A 17575-nucleotide genomic window follows, 5' to 3' on the forward strand; every position below is an offset into this window, starting at 1 on the left:
AGAGAATGGCGTTTTTTATTTTATCTAAACGGGAAGTGATTGAATGGGCTTATTGGAAAAGTTAAAAGATGGAATTGTTTTAGGTGACGGCGCAATGGGAACACTTTTGTATTCTGGTGGACTTCACAGCTGTTTTGAAGAACTTAATATTACTGAGCGTGATCGAATCATTCATATACATGAACAATATATAGATGCTGGCGCAGAAGTGATTCAAACAAATTCGTACGGTGCTAATGCTGGAAAACTGAGACAATATGGTTTGGAAAAGCTGGTTAAGCAAATTAATCAAATGGCTGTTAGAAATGCTAGAGCGGCATCAAAAGGAAGAGCGTTAGTAATCGGTGGTATAGGTGGAATGAAATATGTAGGTTCTTCTTTTACGACACCTTTAGAACGTGAAATGATGCTGCTTGAGCAAGCTTCAGCGTTACTAGAAGAAGGCGTAGATGGGATCATGCTTGAAACATTTTATGATGAAAATGAATTATATGATGCTGTAAATCTATTAAGAGGAAGAACGGATTTACCAATTATTGCACAAGTAACACTACAAGAAATTGGCGTCATGCAAAGTGGCCAATATATCGAAAAAATACTTCCTAATTTAATCGATTTGGGTGCAGATGTAGTTGGAATCAATTGTCATCTAGGACCACTTCATATGTTGGAGTCATTAAATACTGTTTCATTACCAACGAATGGTTTCTTATCGGCATTTCCTAATTCAGGATTACCTCTATACACTGATGGAAAATACGTATACAAATCGAATCCAGAATATTTTGAAGATATGGCAAAACCATTTATTGAACAAGGTGTAAGACTAATCGGTGGATGTTGTGGTACAACACCAGCGCATATCGCTGCTTTACGAAGTAAGATTGATACTTTACAGCCTGTTACAAAAAAAGAAGTGAAAAACAGAACAATTAAAATTACAATCCCTAAGCAAGAAGAACAAAAGAATGAAACTCTTGCAGAAAAGGCAAAAAAGAGAACGACCATCATTGCAGAACTAGATCCACCAAAAACATTACAAACTAGAAAGTTTTTTGAAGGAGCGAAAGCATTACATAGCGCAGGGGCTGACGCAATTACGCTAGCAGATAATCCACTAGCTTCACCTAGAATTTCGAATGTGGCAATGGCATCACTACTTCAAAGATTGGATGTACCAGTCTTGACGCATTTAACTTGTAGAGATCGTAATATGATTGGACTTCAATCTCATTTAATGGGTCTATCAACATTAGGATTAAATGAAGTTCTTGCTATTACAGGTGATCCAGCAAGGGTAGGAGATTTTCCAGGTGCAACTTCAGTATATGATGTAGCATCACTTGAACTAATTCGAATGATTAAAGAAATGAATGAAGGTAGACTTTATTCCGGTAAAAGCTTAGGAAATGGAACGAGATTTTCTGTCGCTGCAGCTTTTAACCCGAATGTTCGAAAATTTGATGCTGCAATTAAAAGACTTGAGAAAAAGGTCGAGGCGGGAGCGGATTATTTTTTAACGCAGCCTATTTATGATTTTGAAACGATTGATAAGTTATTTGAGGCAACTCGTCATATTAAACAGCCAATTTTTATCGGAATTATGCCATTAGTTAGTAAGAAGAATGCTGATTTTATCCATTACGAAGTTCCAGGAATTACTTTATCTGAAGAGGTAAGAAACAGAATTTCATCAGTGGAACCAGAGAGAGCAGTTGATGAAGGGAAAAAAATTGCAAAAGAGCTTATTGATTATGTTAAGGATAAATTTAACGGCATTTATTTTATCACTCCATTTTTGAAGTATGAAATAACAGAGGACTTAATTCAATTTACTAAAAGCAGCAATAAAGAGGAGATTCAACTATGAAAACTTTAGATCTAGCATTAAAAGAAAAAATATTACTTCTTGATGGAGCAATGGGAACGATGATCCAGCAAAGAAATTTAACAGCAGAAGACTTTGGTGGTGAAGAATACGAAGGTTGTAATGAATATTTAGTTGTTACAAGACCGGATGTTATACAAGATATTCATGAGGAATATATATTTGCTGGGTCTGACATTATCGAAACGAACACATTTGGGGCAACGAATATTGTTTTATCCGATTATAATTTACAGCATTTAGATATCGAACTAAATGAAATTGCAGCAAGGATTGCAAAGCAAGCTGTTGTGGCATCGGGTAAAGATGTATATGTAGCAGGTGCGATGGGTCCAACAACAAAAGCAATCAGTGTTACAGGTGGTGTGACTTTTGAAGAATTAATTACTGCATATAATCGACAAGCAACTGGCTTAATTAATGGTGGAGTAGATGTTTTATTAGTTGAAACTTGTCAAGACATGAGAAATGTTAAAGCTGCATGTATTGGGATTAGTAATGCATTTAACGAATTAAATAAAAAATTACCAGTTATGATTTCCGGAACGATTGAACCAATGGGAACAACATTAGCAGGTCAAACAATTGATGCTTTTTATTTAGCCATTGAACATATTTCTCCTATTTCAGTTGGCTTAAACTGTGCAACAGGACCTGAGTTTATGAGAGACCATGTTCGTTCATTGTCAGATCTATCTGAGACATTTGTTTCATGTTATCCAAATGCTGGTTTACCAGATGAAGATGGACATTATCATGAGTCACCAGAATCTTTAGCGCACAAAGTACGCGATTTTGCTGAACAAGGATGGATCAATATTATAGGTGGTTGTTGTGGAACAACTCCGGAACATATTAGAGCAATGAAAGAAGCTGTAAGTGGAATATCTCCTCGTCAACCTAAAAAAAGAGAGGATCATGCGGTTAGTGGGTTAGAATCACTTCGCTATGATGATAGTATGAGACCACTTTTTGTCGGTGAAAGAACAAACGTTATTGGATCGCGTAAATTTAAAAATTTAATCGCTGACGGAAAATTTGAAGAAGCTTCAGAAATTGCGAGAGCTCAAGTGAAAAAAGGTGCTCATGTCATCGACGTATGTATGGCAGATCCTGATCGTGAAGAAGTTGAAGATATGGAAAATTTCGTAAAGCAATTAGTTAATAAAGTAAAAGTACCAATCATGATTGATTCAACTGATGAAAAAGTAATTGAATTAGCACTGACTTATATTCAAGGTAAAGCGATTATTAATTCGATTAATCTTGAAGATGGGGAGGAGCGATTTGAGAAAATTTTACCTTTCATTCATAAATATGGTGCTGCCGTTGTAGTGGGTACGATTGATGAAGATGGGATGGCAGTATCGGCAGAAAGAAAATTAGAAATTGCAAAAAGAAGTTATCAACTATTAACTGAAAAATATAAAATTCGTGCGACAGACATCATTTTTGATCCGCTTGTTTTCCCTGTTGGAACAGGTGATACACAATATATCGGTTCTGCAAAAGCAACAATTGATGGCATTAAATTAATAAAAGATGAATTTCCGCAGTGTTTAACGATTTTAGGTTTAAGTAATATTTCATTCGGTTTACCAAACACTGGTCGTGAGGTGTTAAATGCCGTTTTCTTATATCATTCTACAAAGGCTGGACTTGATTACGCGATTGTAAATACTGAGAAACTAGAACGATTTGCTTCTATTCCTGCAGAAGAACGTGAGCTTGCTGAGAATTTATTATTCCATACGTCTCAAGAAACATTAGATAAATTTGTTGAGCATTTTAGAAATTCAGTAAAGAAAGAAGAAAAACCAAAAGAACAGCTTCCGATTGAAGAAAGATTAGCAGCGTGTGTAATAGAAGGTTCAAAACAAGGATTAATAGAAGATCTACAGGCCTGTCTTGACCGTGGTGACATACCATTAAATATTATTAATGGTCCACTAATGACTGGGATGGATGAAGTTGGAAGACTTTTCAATAATAATGAGCTAATTGTAGCTGAAGTATTACAAAGTGCAGAAGTAATGAAGGCATCTGTAAACTTTTTGGAGCAATTTATGGAGAAAACTGAAAGCTCTAGAAAAGGAAAAGTCATTTTAGCAACTGTTAAAGGTGATGTTCATGATATCGGAAAGAATTTAGTCGATATTATTTTGACGAATAATGGCTTTGATGTTGTCAATTTAGGTATTAATATTCGACCAGATGATTTAATTACAAAGATTCGTGAGAACAAACCCGACATAATTGGTTTATCAGGCTTATTAGTAAAATCTGCTCACCAAATGGTTATTACAGCTGGTGACTTAAAAAGTGCAGGAATTGACACACCAATATTAGTTGGTGGCGCTGCATTAACTAGAAAATTTACTGAAAATCGAATTCAGCCAATTTACGATGGATTAGTTGTTTATTCAAATGACGCGATGACTGGTTTAGACTTAGCAAATAAAATTGTTAATCCAAATGAATTAAAAGCATTAGAAGAAAAGAAAAAGGCAATTAAAAAAATAGACAATGTGATTGAATTGCCAGTTCCTGAAGTTAGTACAAAGAGATCAGCAATACAAAAGTCAGATTGCCTAGTTCCTTCATCTTTAAGTAAAACGGTCATTAAAAATATTCCAGTAGCTCAAGTGGCACCTTTTATTAATTACCAAATGCTAATAGGACATCATTTGGGGGTAAAAGGTAAATGGGAAAATCAAGAACGTGGCCAAGAGTTATACGAGTTAGTTCAAGAATTCTTAAAAGATGGAAATGAATATTTTGACTGCCAAGTAATCTATCAATTTTTCCCGGCTCAAAGTGATGGCAATGATGTCATTATCTATGACTCTGAAACGAAAAAACCGATTGAACGTTTTCAATTTCCAAGACAAAGAAAAGAACCAAATCTTTGTATAAGCGACTTTTTAAATCCTGTTGGTGAAGAGATGGATTATGTTGGATTCTTCTCTGTAACATCAGGCCCACGAGTAAGAAATATTGCCGAAAGATTGAAACAAGAAGGGGAGTATTTAAAGAGTCACGTTTTATTCTCATTAGCCCTAGAATTAGCAGAAGGTCTAGCTGAAAAAACGCATATGCTAATGAGAGAAAAATGGGGATTCCCAGATCGTCCAGATTTCACAATGTCTGAGCGTTTTAAAGCAAGATATCAAGGAATCAGGGTTTCATTTGGTTACCCTGCTTGTCCAAATCTTGAGGATCAAGAAAAGCTATTTAAGTTAATTGATCCAAATGAAATTGGGATTAATCTAACAGAAGGATTCATGATGCTACCAGAAGCATCTGTAACTGCAATGGTATTCTCGCATAAGGATGGAAGATATTTTTCAGTTTAAAAAGTGAGAATAATTATTCATTTGATTCAATAAAACTATAATTTCGTTATTTCAAATAGGTAGTAGAAATAGTTGATGCATCAATCTACTACCTTTTTCTTAAGAAAAAAGAGGAGTGGAAAAAATGCCTGTAATTATCAACAAAGATCTACCTGCAACGGAAATACTAACGAAAGAAAATGTTTTCTATATGACGAAAGAGCGAGCGGAGTCACAAGATATAAGACCGCTTCAAATAGGCATTTTAAACTTAATGCCAACTAAAATTGAAACCGAAACGCAATTATTACGTTTAATTGCAAATTCACCTCTACAAGTAGATATCGATTTAATCGGTACTGAATCATACAAGCCCAAGAACGTTTCAGAAGAGCATGTTTCAAGCTTTTATAAAACAATTTCACAAATTCAAAATACAAAATATGATGGATTTATTATTACCGGTGCTCCAGTTGAGACATTGGACTTTGAAGAAGTTGAATATTGGTCGGAACTTAAAGAAATCATGGATTTCACAAAAGAAAATGTAACATCTACATTGCATATATGTTGGGGTGCACAAGCAGGTCTTTATCATCACTACGGAGTTCCTAAATACACATTAGATAAAAAAATGTTTGGTGTTTTCCCACACTCAGTAGAGGATCGCTTTGTGAAACTAGTATGTGGCTTTGATGACGAGTATTATGTACCGCATTCAAGACACACTGAAGTTAAGAAGGAAGATATCGATCAAATAGGAGAATTAAAGATTTTAAGTCTATCGGATGATGCGGGTGTCCACCTTGTTACTAGTGAGGACGGAAAGCAAATTTTTGCAACTGGACATCATGAATATTGTATTAATACTTTAAAATCAGAATATGAAAGAGATGTACAAAGAGGAGCGGAAATTGCTATACCAAAAAACTATTTCCGGAATGATAATCCTGAAAAACCTCCGATTGTACGTTGGAGAAGTCATGCTAATCTACTTTTCTCAAATTGGTTAAATTATTACGTTTATCAAGAAACCCCTTACAATTTATAATTTTATATTTTTAGTTTCATAATTTTGTCAAATACTAAATAAAAATAATTGGAAAATTTAAAAAAAAGTTTGCTATTTTCATAAAACATTCCCATAATGGAAATAATATCAAATTTTAACGGAGGAGATCATATGAAGGACTGTATATCTATCGGACTATTAGGACTTGGAACTGTTGGAAGTGGTGTTGTAAAAATTGTTGAAGATCATCAGGACAGATTAGCTCATCAAATCGGTTGTTCTGTTCAAGTAAAAAAAGTTCTTGTTAAGGACCTTGAAAAGGAGCGCTCAATTTCAATTCAAAAGGATTTATTAACAACAGATGCATTTGAAATTTTAGATGATGCAGATGTAGATGTTGTTGTAGAGGTAATGGGTGGAATTGAAGATGCTAGACAATACATACTTCATGCTCTTCGAAATAAAAAGCATGTAGTCACAGCTAATAAAGATTTAATGGCTTTATATGGTACTGAATTACTCCGTGTAGCAAATGAGAATAAATGCGATTTATTCTATGAAGCTAGTGTTGCGGGGGGTATCCCTATAATTCGTAGTTTAGTAGACGGTTTAGCTTCAGACCGCGTAACTAAATTAATGGGAATTGTAAATGGAACGACAAACTTTATTCTTACAAAGATGAGCAATGAAGGAAAAGCATATGAGGATGTGTTAAAAGAAGCTCAAGAACTCGGCTTTGCAGAAGCAGATCCAACATCAGATGTTGAAGGACTAGATGCAGCGAGAAAAATGACAATTTTAGCTAAATTAGGTTTTTCAATGGATGTTGAACTAGAAGATGTGCAAGTACGTGGAATTAGTTCAGTATCTTCAGAAGACATCGATTTTGCTAAATACTTTGGTTATACAATGAAATTAATCGGTTATGCGAAGAGAAACGATAATCGAATTGAAGTTAGTGTTGGACCAACTTTAATTGCACATAATCATCCATTAGCATCTGTTAGCAATGAATTTAATGCAGTTTATGTATATGGGGAAGCTGTAGGAGAAACAATGTTCTATGGACCAGGTGCTGGTAGTTTACCAACTGCAACTGCAATCGTATCAGACTTAGTTGCAGTAATGAAAAATATGCGACTTGGTGTAAACGGCACAAGTGCTGTGTTACCACAATATCCAAAAGAAATTAAAGAAGATCATGAAATTTATTTTAAATCATTCTTCCGTTTTACAGTAAAAGATCAAATAGGTTCGTTCGCAGAAATTACTTCAATTTTTACAGAATCTGATATAAGCTTTGAGAAAATTATTCAAGTTCCATTAAAGCATAAAGGTCTTGCTGAAATCATTTTAGTAACACATCATGCTTCATATTCAGCATACAAAAAAGTATTGGAAAATTTAGAAACATCTGATGTAGTCGATGAAGTACGTAGCTATTATCGAATTGCAGGTGAAGATCTCGATGTATAAAGGATTAATTGAAAATTATTCAAATTTTTTACCTATTAATGAAGAAACACCAAAATTAACTTTAAATGAAGGGAATACGCCATTACTATTTTTACCTCACTTATCAGAGGAGTGGGGAATTGAATTATATGTTAAGTTAGAAGGGCTAAACCCAACAGGTTCATTCAAGGATCGTGGGATGGTAATGGCAGTTGCTAAGGCAAAGGAAGCAGGTAGTTCAGCAATTATTTGTGCATCGACAGGTAATACATCTGCTGCCGCTGCTGCTTATGCTGCAAGAGCTGGTATGAAATGTTTTGTAATTATTCCTAATGGTAAAATTGCATATGGTAAACTTGCGCAGGCGGTCATGTATGGAGCACATATCATTAGTATCGATGGAAATTTTGATCACGCATTACAAATGGTAAGAAAAATTAGTGAGTCTGAACCAATTACACTAGTAAATTCCGTTAACCCATATCGAATCGAGGGCCAGAAAACAGCTGCATTCGAAATTTGTGAGCAATTGGAAGAAGCCCCAGATATATTAGCAATTCCAGTTGGAAATGCAGGGAATATTACAGCTTATTGGAAAGGATTTAATGAATACAAACTATCAAAAGGTTATCAATTACCTAAAATGCATGGTTTTCAAGCTGAAGGTGCAGCACCAATTGTCCAAAATAAAAAGATTGAAAATCCCGAAACAATTGCGACAGCTATTCGAATTGGGAACCCAGCAAGCTGGGAGCATGCAGTAAATGCAATCGGACAGTCAAACGGTGCAATTGATAGTGTATCAGATGAAGAAATCCTACAAGCGTATAAATGGATTGCATCAAAAGAAGGCGTATTTGCAGAACCAGGTTCATGTGCAAGTATTGCTGGAGTATTTAAACAAGTACAATCTGGTGTAATCAAAAAAGGCTCAAAAGTTGTAGCCATCCTAACAGGTAATGGATTAAAGGATCCAGATATCGCAATTCAATCAAGTAAAATTGAGCCAATATTGTTACCGAATGAAGAAAAAATTGTATTAGAACATTTACAAGGTGTGGTTTCGATATGAAAAAACTTTTCCAAATAACAGTTCCTGCAAGCACTGCAAATGTGGGACCTGGTTTTGATTCGATTGGTATTGCATTAAATCGATACTTAACAATTGAAGTATATGATTATGATCAATATAGCTGTGAGGGATTTAGTGAATATTTGAAAGATATTCCGCTTGATCAGACAAATTTAATCTTAAAAACAGCAATTGATGTTGCAAAAGCAAATCATAAATCTTTGCCAACATGTCATTTAAAGCTTGAAAGTAATATTCCGTTAACAAGAGGTTTAGGAAGTAGTGCATCAGCAATAGTAGGTGGCATTATTCTAGCAAATGAACTTTGTAATCTTCAATTAACTCTAGAAGAACAGCTTAGAATCGCAACTTCAATTGAAGGTCATATGGATAATGTCGGAGCTTCACTTTATGGCGGCTTAGTAATTGGGACTTTTATAGATGGAAAAGCATATATCCAACACTCGACATTAAATAAAGTGTCAGTAGTAGCAATTATACCAAAATACGAATTAGAAACTGTACACGCAAGAAATATTTTACCTTCATCGATTCCTTATAAGGATGCTATCCAATCTAGCAGCTATAGTAATCTATTAGTTTTAGCACTATTAAAGGAAAATTGGGCATTAGCAGGCGATATGATGAAACGAGATCTGTTTCACGAACCATATCGATGCAAAATTGTAAAAGAGCTAGATACCCTAAAACAAATCGAATTACCTGAATATGTACATGGATTTGTATTAAGTGGTGCCGGTCCGACAGTATTAGCATTTGTTACGATCGAAGGTTGCACTGAAGCAATTGACTACTTTACACGTTTATTTCCAAATTGTGATGTAAGTGAAATAAAAATAGAAAACAAAGGTGCAACAGTTAAACATTCAATCCACTCGAATTAAAAGAAACCACTCAACAATGGATCGTTGAGTGGTTTTGTATTTTATGAAATAAATCTGAAGTGCAAATAAAAAAGGTGGAATTGCAATTAAAATCTGTGAAGGTGCAAATAAAAATTGTGAAACTGCAATTAAATCTGAAGTGCATATAAAAAGATTGGAACTCAATTAAAATCTGTGAAAGTGCAAATAAAAAGTTGAGTACTGCAATTAAATCTGACGTGCAAATAAAAAGATTGGAACTGCAATAAAAATCTGTGAACGTACAAATATAAAGTAGGGTACTGCATTAAAATTTGAAGTGCAAATAAAAAGTATGGAACTGCAATAAAAATCTGTGAAAGTGCAAATAAAAATTGTGAAACTGCAATTAAATCTTTGAAGCTGCAAATAAAAAAGGTAAATCTGCAAATAAAAATTACGAAACTACAATTAAAAAAGTCGAATCTGCAAATAAAATCGCTAAAACAGCAAATAAGAGCATCATCTACGTATAAATTAAGAGAAAATCACGAGTTACAACAATAAATTAGTATAAGGAATCAATCACTCTTTATTTTTCTCGTTCTTTCATATATTTTTCTGCAAGTAATTGTTTAACTTGATTATATGTTAAACCTGAATTTGCATTTTTTCTTTTCACTTCGTTAATGTCGGTTCCAGTTATTGTAAAACGTTTATCTTCCAATTAGTTTCATCTCCAAAACAAATATTTAATTTTATTATTTATTTCTAAAACGAAAAATATGCTTTTAAAAATTATGTAATTTAATCGTTATTTTTATTGTACGAAAGAAATGATAAAATAATTGGTAATATAAGGAATAGGGGATAAAACGATGCACGAGGTTGTATTGAAAATTTTATTTTTTATTTTTCGAATATTGTTTCAATTAATCATGCAAATAGTTGTTGAATCGATTTTTGATTATTTGCCAAAAAAGTTTTTTGGTTATCCTTTTAATGAGAAAGATGATGAATTAATTGAAGGGAAAATTTACTTATTAAAAAAGGAACCTTGGTTTGAGCCATACAAAATCTATACTTTGGAAATGTCTCAAAGAAAAAGTATACGAAAATTATTCGAAAAATTAGAGATGTTAGAGATTCAATCAAATGAGGAAAAGCGAAATGAATTCTTATATGAATTAGAACGGCGATTATTTAACTTAAATCCAAATGGAATTAGAAATAGAAAAACGAGCCCGAATTAAGGGCTCGTTTTCTTATTTTTTATAAACTTTTACAGTAACTGTTTTAACTCCCCATTTTTGGGCATTTTTCTGACTTGGGATAAATACATCAATTTTATTTCCTTTTAGTGAACCGCCAGTATCACCAGCAATTGCATAGCCGTAGCCTTCTACATATACTTTAGAACCTAGTGGAATTACTTTTGGATCCACAGAAATAACTTTTGCTTTTGGATTCTTTTTTAAATCTATACCAGTAGCTGTTTTACCACTACATCCTTTACAACTACCAGTGTAAGCTGTAGCTTTCATTTTAATTACTTTATAAGGTGTAGCAGCTTTAGCTGTTGTTTTTTTAGTCGTTGTCGTTTTTTTCTTAGTTGCAGGTTTAATTTGCAATACTTGATTTACTTTAATTAGGTCTGATTTTAAATGATTCCAAGATTTAATCTGAGAAACTGTTACTTTTTGCTTTTTTGCGATAGCAGATAAAGTATCTCCAGATTTAACTTTGTAAGTTGCTGCGTATGTATTTGTCGTAAATCCCATTGTTAGAAAAACAGTAGTAACAAAACATGTCATTAATTTTTTCATATTTCCCGCTCCTGTCCATCTTCTATGTATAATACTTTACCATGGGAATGTGACAGTAAGATTTCAGTAGTTTTATTTTATATTACAAATATATTACCTTTTTTTATAATTTTCTATAAATTCTGCATAATAGTTACAGCTTGTTTCGACATAGTACCGATTTAAGATTATGCGTCGTCTAATAATAAGCCAAAATGCTTGATTTTAAAGGGCTGAAGAGATGAGTTGAAAAGTTAATAGGGAGACAGTTAAACAGTAAAAACTTTTCAATAAGATCATAAATATTCTAGAAAAACATACTTTTTTAGGACGATTGAGCTGGTTTTTATTAATTTAGAATTAAAAACTATGTAACAATTAGTGAAGTTTTGTAATATTTCCTTCATATTTGAGGTTTAACAGATCCTGAATAAGTTCTAAAAACTACTAAAATTTACTAAAAACACCCTTTAATAAATCAAGCTAAACATTTCATACTTGTATAAATAGACAAAATGTACAATTACACTAAAATTCAACAAGCTTGTGTAGGAGTTACAAATGGTAAAAAGTAGTATGATTAGACTAAATATTTTGAATAATGTATAATAACAAATGTAATTATAAAACCAAAAGGTGGGGTCGTATGTCAACAAATACATATTCACTTACATGGGATTTAGATGTTTTCTTTAAAGGAGGCAGTGAATCTCCTGCATTCGCATCATACATAAAAGAAATTACTAATTTAGTAGAAAGAATAGAAAGACAGGTTTCTTTGTTTTCTGCTCCTAAAAGTAGTGATGAAGTTGAAGAGTTAGCTGATATCATAAGTAATATTGAAGTAATAGGTAAGAAATTATCGCAAGCTGGTGGATTTGTTAGCTGTTTACAAGCTCAAAATATGGCTGATCAAAAAGCTAATTTATTAAGAGGAGCTTTAACGCAGCTATATGCAACATTTTCTACGTCTTTAACAAAATTCCATAGTCAATTAACTAAAATTGAAGATTCTGTTTGGAAAGATATTTTAGAAACTAATGAGTTTAAGGAAATTTCTTTTGCATTAAATGAGCGTCGTCAAAGTGCTAGTGAATTATTATCAGTAGAACAAGAGGCATTAATTACTGCCCTTTCGGTTGACGGATATCATGGTTGGGGCCAAATGTACGATACTGTTGTTGGAAAAATGCAGATCGAACATGATGATAAACTTTTATCAGTTGGTCAAGCATCAAATCTATTTTCTTCTAAGGAACGCAATGTGCGTAAAGAGATTTTTGAAAAATGGGAAGAAACTTGGGGTGAAGAGTCAGATTATTTCGCTAAAATATTAAACCATCTTGCAGGTTTCCGTTTAAGTGTATATGGACAACGTGGATGGAATAATGTATTAAAAGAACCATTGTCAATCAATCGTATGAGTCAACAAACACTTGATTCAATGTGGGGTGCGATAATCGACAATAAAGCTCCATTTGTTGAATATTTAGAAAGAAAAGCTAAATTACTAGGCGTTGAGAAATTAAGTTGGTATGATTTAGATGCGCCTGTGGCTGATATTGATTCTACTGTTTCATATTCTGAAGGTGCAGAATTTATATTAGATCAATTTGGTAAATTTGGTGATGAATTAACTAGTTTTACAAAGATGGCATTTGAGGACTCTTGGATTGAAGCAGAGGATCGTGCAGGTAAACGTCCAGGTGGTTTCTGTACAGGATTTCCTGAAAGTAGCCAATCTCGTATTTTCATGACATATTCAGGTACACCTTCGAATGTTTCAACATTAGCACATGAATTAGGTCATGCTTTCCATTCGTTTGCAATGAAAGATGTTCATACACTTAATAAATATTATGCAATGAATGTTGCTGAAACAGCTTCTACATTTGCAGAAATGATCGTAGCTGATGCAGCGGTTAAAAATGCGAGTTCCGATCAGGAGCGTTTAGCTCTTTTAGAAGACAAAATTCAACGTAGTGTAGCATTTTATATGAATATTCATGCTCGCTTCTTATTTGAAACGCGTTTTTACGAAGAGCGTAAAAATGGTGTTGTAAGTAAAAATAAAATAAATGAACTAATGGAAGAAGCTCAAAAAGAAGCGTATTGTGGGTCTTTAGAAGAGTATCATCCACATTTCTGGGCATCTAAACTACACTTTTATATTACAGGTGTGCCGTTTTATAACTTCCCATACACTTTTGGATACTTATTCTCATTAGGAATTTATGCAAACGCATTAGAAGAAGGCAAGAGCTATGAACAGAAATATATTGCTCTTTTAAAAGATACAGCTTCTATGACAGTTGAAGAATTAGCTCAAAAACATTTAGGTGTTGATTTAACAAAACGTGATTTCTGGGAGAAGGCAGTAAAACTATCTCTAAAAGACGTTGAAGAATTTTTATCGATCACTGAATGATAATTTTTTATGAGGAGGACTCGTTTAATTACGAGTTCTTTTCCTGTTTTAAATGCCTTTATTAAGAGTTTTGTAGATTTATTAAAAAAAGATAAGATAAATACGAAGGGGTTTTTAATCATTACCTCTTTAGTAGGGGAGTGACTAAAGTGAATAGTTTTAAATTTTTAAAACCATATAAAATAACAATTTTTGCAAGCATAATCTTTTTACTTTTAGAGTTAGTAGTTGAATTATTTCAACCATATATTTTATCTAGTATCATTAACAATGGAATAGTTCACAAAGACATGGCTTATGTTACAAAATGGGGAATCGTCATGATCGTGTTATCGATCGTTGCTTTTATTGGAGGAGTATTAAATACATTTTATGCTACTCATGTTGCTCAAAGCTATTCATTTACGTTAAGGAAAACATTATTTGAGAAAGTACAAACCTTTTCATTTACGACGTTTAGTTATTTACCAACTTCATCAATCATTACTAGATTGACAAATGACGTATCACAATTACAAAGTGCAGTTTTTATGAGCTTAAGAATTATTTTGAGAGCACCATTAATCGTAACTGGTAGTGTCGTAATGGCATTAATTTTGAATTGGAAGCTTTCATTTATTCTATTTTTAATATTACCTTTCTTATTTATCTTCCTAAATTGGATGGTTAAAAAAGGGAGAAGGCTATTTAAGAATGTTCAAGATAATGTGGATATTGTAAATAGTGTGCTAAGAGAAAATTTAGTTGGAATGAAATTAATTAAAGCCTTTGTACGAAATGACCATGAAAATAATCGATTTCAACATATAAATCAAAATTTAAAACAAAAAACATCTGTTGCATTACGAACAATGGAAATTACTATGCCAGTCATGCTTCTATTTATGAATGCTTCCATTTTGATCGTATTGTGGTTTGGAAATAGTAAAGTACATTCACATGAAACGAATATTGGAGATATTGTAGCAATCGTAAATTATATTTCCCGTATTACTTCATCATTTACTGTTTTTTCTTTTATTATTAGTGCGTTTTCAAGAATGAGAGCTTCTTCTGAACGAATCGATGAAATATTAACGATTGAAGAAGACTTTGTAGAAAAGAATGAAGGAAACCAACTAGCAAATCGATTAGAAGGAAAAATTCAATTCCATCAAGTTTCTTTCAGTTATCCCAATTCTGAAAAAGAAGTGCTAAAAAATATTTCATTTGTTGCATACCCCGAACAAACAATTGCAATATTGGGTTCAACAGGTTCTGGAAAAACATCTTTATTCCAATTAATCCCTCGCTTATACGATGTTAATTCTGGAACAATTTTAATTGATGATCAAGATATACGTAAAATAAACAGTAAGCAATTAAGAGGTCAAATTGGATACGTTCCACAAGAAGCTCTACTATTTACAGGAACAATCAAAGAAAATTTACTAATGGGTAGAGAAAGTGCATCGGATGAGGAAGTTTATTTAGCTGCTAAACATGCACAAATTCACGATTCAATTTTAACTTTTCCAAATGGATATGAAAGTTTAATTGGTCAAAAAGGGGTTAACCTTTCAGGTGGACAAAAACAAAGACTTTCGATTGCAAGAGCAATTCTTAGAAAGCCTAGTATCTTATTACTTGATGATAGTACTAGTGCATTAGATTTAAAAACCGAAGCTAGCTTGATTGAAGCTTTAAAAAATTACGAGTGTACGACATTAATCATCACGCAAAAAATCAGTACAGCAAAAAATGCAGATAAAATATTAATTATAGACGAAGGTGAACTTGTAGAAGAGGGTACTCACGAATCTTTATTAAAAAGTTCAAAATTATATAAAGCAATCTACTATTCGCAATATGGAAGGGAGGAAATTCATAATGTTAAAGGAGCTAACTAAACCTTTCCAATATAAACACTTACAATTATCAAAGGAAAAGAAGAAAAAGGAAGCTTCTCGAGCAGATAATGTTTCCTCAACATTGAAAAGAATATGGTCTTACCTAGCATTAATGAAAGGTAAATTAATGGTCGTACTTTTAATGGTTTTAGTAAGCTCTGTACTTGGTTTATTAGGACCTGTATTAGTTGGGTATTCAATCGACCATTATATTCTAAAAAATAATTTAAGTGGTTTAAATTGGTTAATCGTAGCTTTAGTTTTTATTTACTTAGGTTATTCTGCATCATTGTTTTTACAAAATTTTTGGATGATCGATATTGCTCAAAACACTGTAACAAAAATGAGAACAGAATTATTTAATATGTTTCATAAATTACCAATGTCATTTTTTGAAAAAAGGCAACACGGAGAGTTAATGAGCCGTGTAACGAATGACTTGGAAAATGTAAGTTCGACTTTAAATACTTCCGTAATCCAAGTATTTTCAAGTGTTCTTACTTTAGTCGGTACTGTTTCAGTTATGCTTTGGTATAGTCCAATCTTAACTTTATTGACTTTATCAATTGTTCCTATTTTAATAATTGGTATTAAATGGATTACACACCGTACCGGCCAACTTTATAAAATCCAGCAACGTAACTTAGGTGAGTTAAATGGATTTATTGAAGAAACAGTTTCCGGACAAAGAATCATCAAGACTTTTTCTCAAGAAGATAAAATGATTCGAGATTTTTTAAATAAAAATGAAAAATTGAAAAACTCAGGATTTTGGGCATTTATCTTTGCCGGATTTATTCCTAAATTCATGAATGTATTAAACAATGTAAGCTTTGCAATCATTGCAGGTATTGGTGGCTATTTTGCCTATAAAGGACATATTTCGATTGGTACAATTGTTGTATTTACTGAGTATTCAAGACAATTTACTCGTCCATTAAACGATTTATCAAATCAGTTTAATACATTACTTTCTGCGATTGCTGGAGCTGAGAGGGTATTCTCCATCATCGATGAGGATATTGAAGCGATTGATGAATCCCACATTATTAATGACCAAAAGGTTATTCAAGGTAAAGTTGAATATAAAAATGTTAATTTTTCTTATGGGAAGGATTCAGATTCAAATACATTAACAGATGTTTCATTCAAAGTATCACAAGGTGAGACAATCGCTTTAATCGGACCAACAGGTGCAGGTAAAACTACAGTAGTAAATTTACTTTCACGCTTTTATCAAATCAATAGTGGTGATATACTCATAGATGGTGTAAGTATTGGTCAATATTCTAGAAAAAACTTGAGACAGCAAATGGCATTTGTTTTACAAGATTCATTTTTATTTAAAGGAACAATTCGAGAAAATATTCGATATGGTCGTTTAGATGCAACAGATGAAGAAGTAGAAGAGGCTGCAAAGCTTGCGAATGCACATAGTTTTATTATGAAATCTTCAAAAGGATATGATACAATTTTACAACAAGATGATCAGCAAATTAGTCAAGGTCAAAAGCAACTTCTCTCAATTGCTCGAGCTATTCTAGCAAATCCTGCAATTTTAATTTTAGATGAAGCAACAAGTAGTATTGATACAATTACTGAAATTAAAATTCAAGAAGCTTTACTAAGACTAATGCAAGGCCGAACAAGCTTTGTCATTGCTCATCGACTAAATACAATTAAAAATGCTAATCAAATACTTGTTTTGAAAAATGGAATGTGTATAGAGAGAGGTTCACATGAAGAACTAATTGATAAACAAGGTTTTTACTATGAATTAGTAAAACATCAAGGGATGAATGAAGATCAGCATATACAATAAAGGGTG

General features: G+C 32.8%; 12 protein-coding genes. 10 read left to right on the forward strand and 2 right to left on the reverse strand.

What is annotated here, in order from left to right; genetic code table 11:
• The first annotated feature begins 43 nt into the window (after positions 1-43).
• The 6 genes from ACFVRR_RS15585 to thrB all read left to right on the forward strand — a co-directional run bounded on the left by ACFVRR_RS15585 (position 44) and on the right by thrB (position 9667).
• Positions 44-1870 (forward strand): bifunctional homocysteine S-methyltransferase/methylenetetrahydrofolate reductase, encoded by a 1827-nt coding sequence (locus ACFVRR_RS15585; RefSeq protein ID WP_387330253.1) that lies wholly within the window; start codon positions 44-46, stop codon positions 1868-1870.
• Entirely contained in the window at positions 1867-5244 is a 3378-nt protein-coding gene (gene metH, locus ACFVRR_RS15590) for a methionine synthase (protein ID WP_387330256.1), read from the forward strand. Before ACFVRR_RS15585 ends, metH begins: the two co-directional genes overlap by 4 nt.
• 124 nt (positions 5245-5368) lie before the next feature.
• Entirely contained in the window at positions 5369-6274 is a 906-nt protein-coding gene (gene metA, locus ACFVRR_RS15595; protein ID WP_387330259.1) for a homoserine O-acetyltransferase MetA, read from the forward strand.
• A 132-nt stretch (positions 6275-6406) separates the two neighbouring features.
• Positions 6407-7711 carry a homoserine dehydrogenase gene (locus ACFVRR_RS15600; RefSeq protein ID WP_387330262.1) on the forward strand — a complete coding sequence of 435 codons (1305 nt, stop codon included), beginning with the start codon at positions 6407-6409 and terminating at the stop codon, positions 7709-7711.
• Complete coding sequence (thrC, locus tag ACFVRR_RS15605; RefSeq protein WP_387330265.1) at positions 7704-8762, forward strand: threonine synthase; 1059 nt, start codon at positions 7704-7706, stop codon at positions 8760-8762. The genes ACFVRR_RS15600 and thrC overlap by 8 nt, the downstream gene beginning before the upstream one ends.
• Entirely contained in the window at positions 8759-9667 is a 909-nt protein-coding gene (thrB, locus tag ACFVRR_RS15610; RefSeq protein WP_387330268.1) for a homoserine kinase, read from the forward strand. The genes thrC and thrB overlap by 4 nt, the downstream gene beginning before the upstream one ends.
• A gap of 550 nt (positions 9668-10217) precedes the next feature.
• Here the strand turns inward: thrB and ACFVRR_RS15615 are convergent.
• On the reverse strand, positions 10218-10352 hold the full coding sequence (locus tag ACFVRR_RS15615) for a hypothetical protein (RefSeq protein ID WP_025671362.1): 135 nt from the start codon (positions 10350-10352) through the stop codon (positions 10218-10220).
• Between the two features lie 151 nt (positions 10353-10503).
• On the opposite strand from ACFVRR_RS15615, the gene ACFVRR_RS15620 reads away from it, so the two are divergent.
• Positions 10504-10878: a hypothetical protein gene (locus tag ACFVRR_RS15620; protein ID WP_387330272.1), complete on the forward strand. Its 375-nt coding sequence runs from the start codon at positions 10504-10506 to the stop codon at positions 10876-10878.
• Positions 10879-10890: 12 nt separating this feature from the next.
• Here the strand turns inward: ACFVRR_RS15620 and ACFVRR_RS15625 are convergent, their stop codons facing one another.
• Positions 10891-11451: a 3D domain-containing protein gene (locus ACFVRR_RS15625; RefSeq protein WP_387330275.1), complete on the reverse strand. Its 561-nt coding sequence runs from the start codon at positions 11449-11451 to the stop codon at positions 10891-10893.
• Between the two features lie 625 nt (positions 11452-12076).
• On the opposite strand from ACFVRR_RS15625, the gene ACFVRR_RS15630 reads away from it, so the two are divergent.
• The 3 genes from ACFVRR_RS15630 to ACFVRR_RS15640 all read left to right on the forward strand — a co-directional run bounded on the left by ACFVRR_RS15630 (position 12077) and on the right by ACFVRR_RS15640 (position 17569).
• On the forward strand, positions 12077-13858 hold the full coding sequence (locus ACFVRR_RS15630) for a M3 family oligoendopeptidase (RefSeq protein WP_387330278.1): 1782 nt from the start codon (positions 12077-12079) through the stop codon (positions 13856-13858).
• 149 nt (positions 13859-14007) lie between these two features.
• Complete coding sequence (locus tag ACFVRR_RS15635; RefSeq protein WP_387330279.1) at positions 14008-15747, forward strand: ABC transporter ATP-binding protein; 1740 nt, start codon at positions 14008-14010, stop codon at positions 15745-15747.
• A complete protein-coding gene (locus ACFVRR_RS15640; RefSeq protein ID WP_387330282.1) occupies positions 15728-17569 on the forward strand; it encodes an ABC transporter ATP-binding protein in 1842 nt (613 codons plus the stop codon). The genes ACFVRR_RS15635 and ACFVRR_RS15640 overlap by 20 nt, the downstream gene beginning before the upstream one ends.
• Positions 17570-17575 lie beyond the last annotated feature (6 nt).

Source organism: Gottfriedia sp. NPDC057948 (assembly GCF_042887255.1).
GTDB lineage: Bacteria > Bacillota > Bacilli > Bacillales > Bacillaceae_G > Gottfriedia.

Excerpts from the sequence above, each read along its gene's own strand:
- metH (WP_387330256.1), top strand. The coding sequence starts at position 1,867 with ATGAAAACTTTAGATCTAGCATTAAAAGAAAAAATATTACTTCTTGAT.
- ACFVRR_RS15625 (WP_387330275.1), bottom strand. The coding sequence starts at position 11,451 with ATGAAAAAATTAATGACATGTTTTGTTACTACTGTTTTTCTAACAATG.
- ACFVRR_RS15600 (WP_387330262.1), top strand. The coding sequence starts at position 6,407 with ATGAAGGACTGTATATCTATCGGACTATTAGGACTTGGAACTGTTGGA.
- ACFVRR_RS15620 (WP_387330272.1), top strand. The coding sequence starts at position 10,504 with ATGCACGAGGTTGTATTGAAAATTTTATTTTTTATTTTTCGAATATTG.
- ACFVRR_RS15630 (WP_387330278.1), top strand. The coding sequence starts at position 12,077 with ATGTCAACAAATACATATTCACTTACATGGGATTTAGATGTTTTCTTT.
- ACFVRR_RS15585 (WP_387330253.1), top strand. The coding sequence starts at position 44 with ATGGGCTTATTGGAAAAGTTAAAAGATGGAATTGTTTTAGGTGACGGC.
- ACFVRR_RS15640 (WP_387330282.1), top strand. The coding sequence starts at position 15,728 with ATGTTAAAGGAGCTAACTAAACCTTTCCAATATAAACACTTACAATTA.
- metA (WP_387330259.1), top strand. The coding sequence starts at position 5,369 with ATGCCTGTAATTATCAACAAAGATCTACCTGCAACGGAAATACTAACG.
- thrB (WP_387330268.1), top strand. The coding sequence starts at position 8,759 with ATGAAAAAACTTTTCCAAATAACAGTTCCTGCAAGCACTGCAAATGTG.
- thrC (WP_387330265.1), top strand. The coding sequence starts at position 7,704 with ATGTATAAAGGATTAATTGAAAATTATTCAAATTTTTTACCTATTAAT.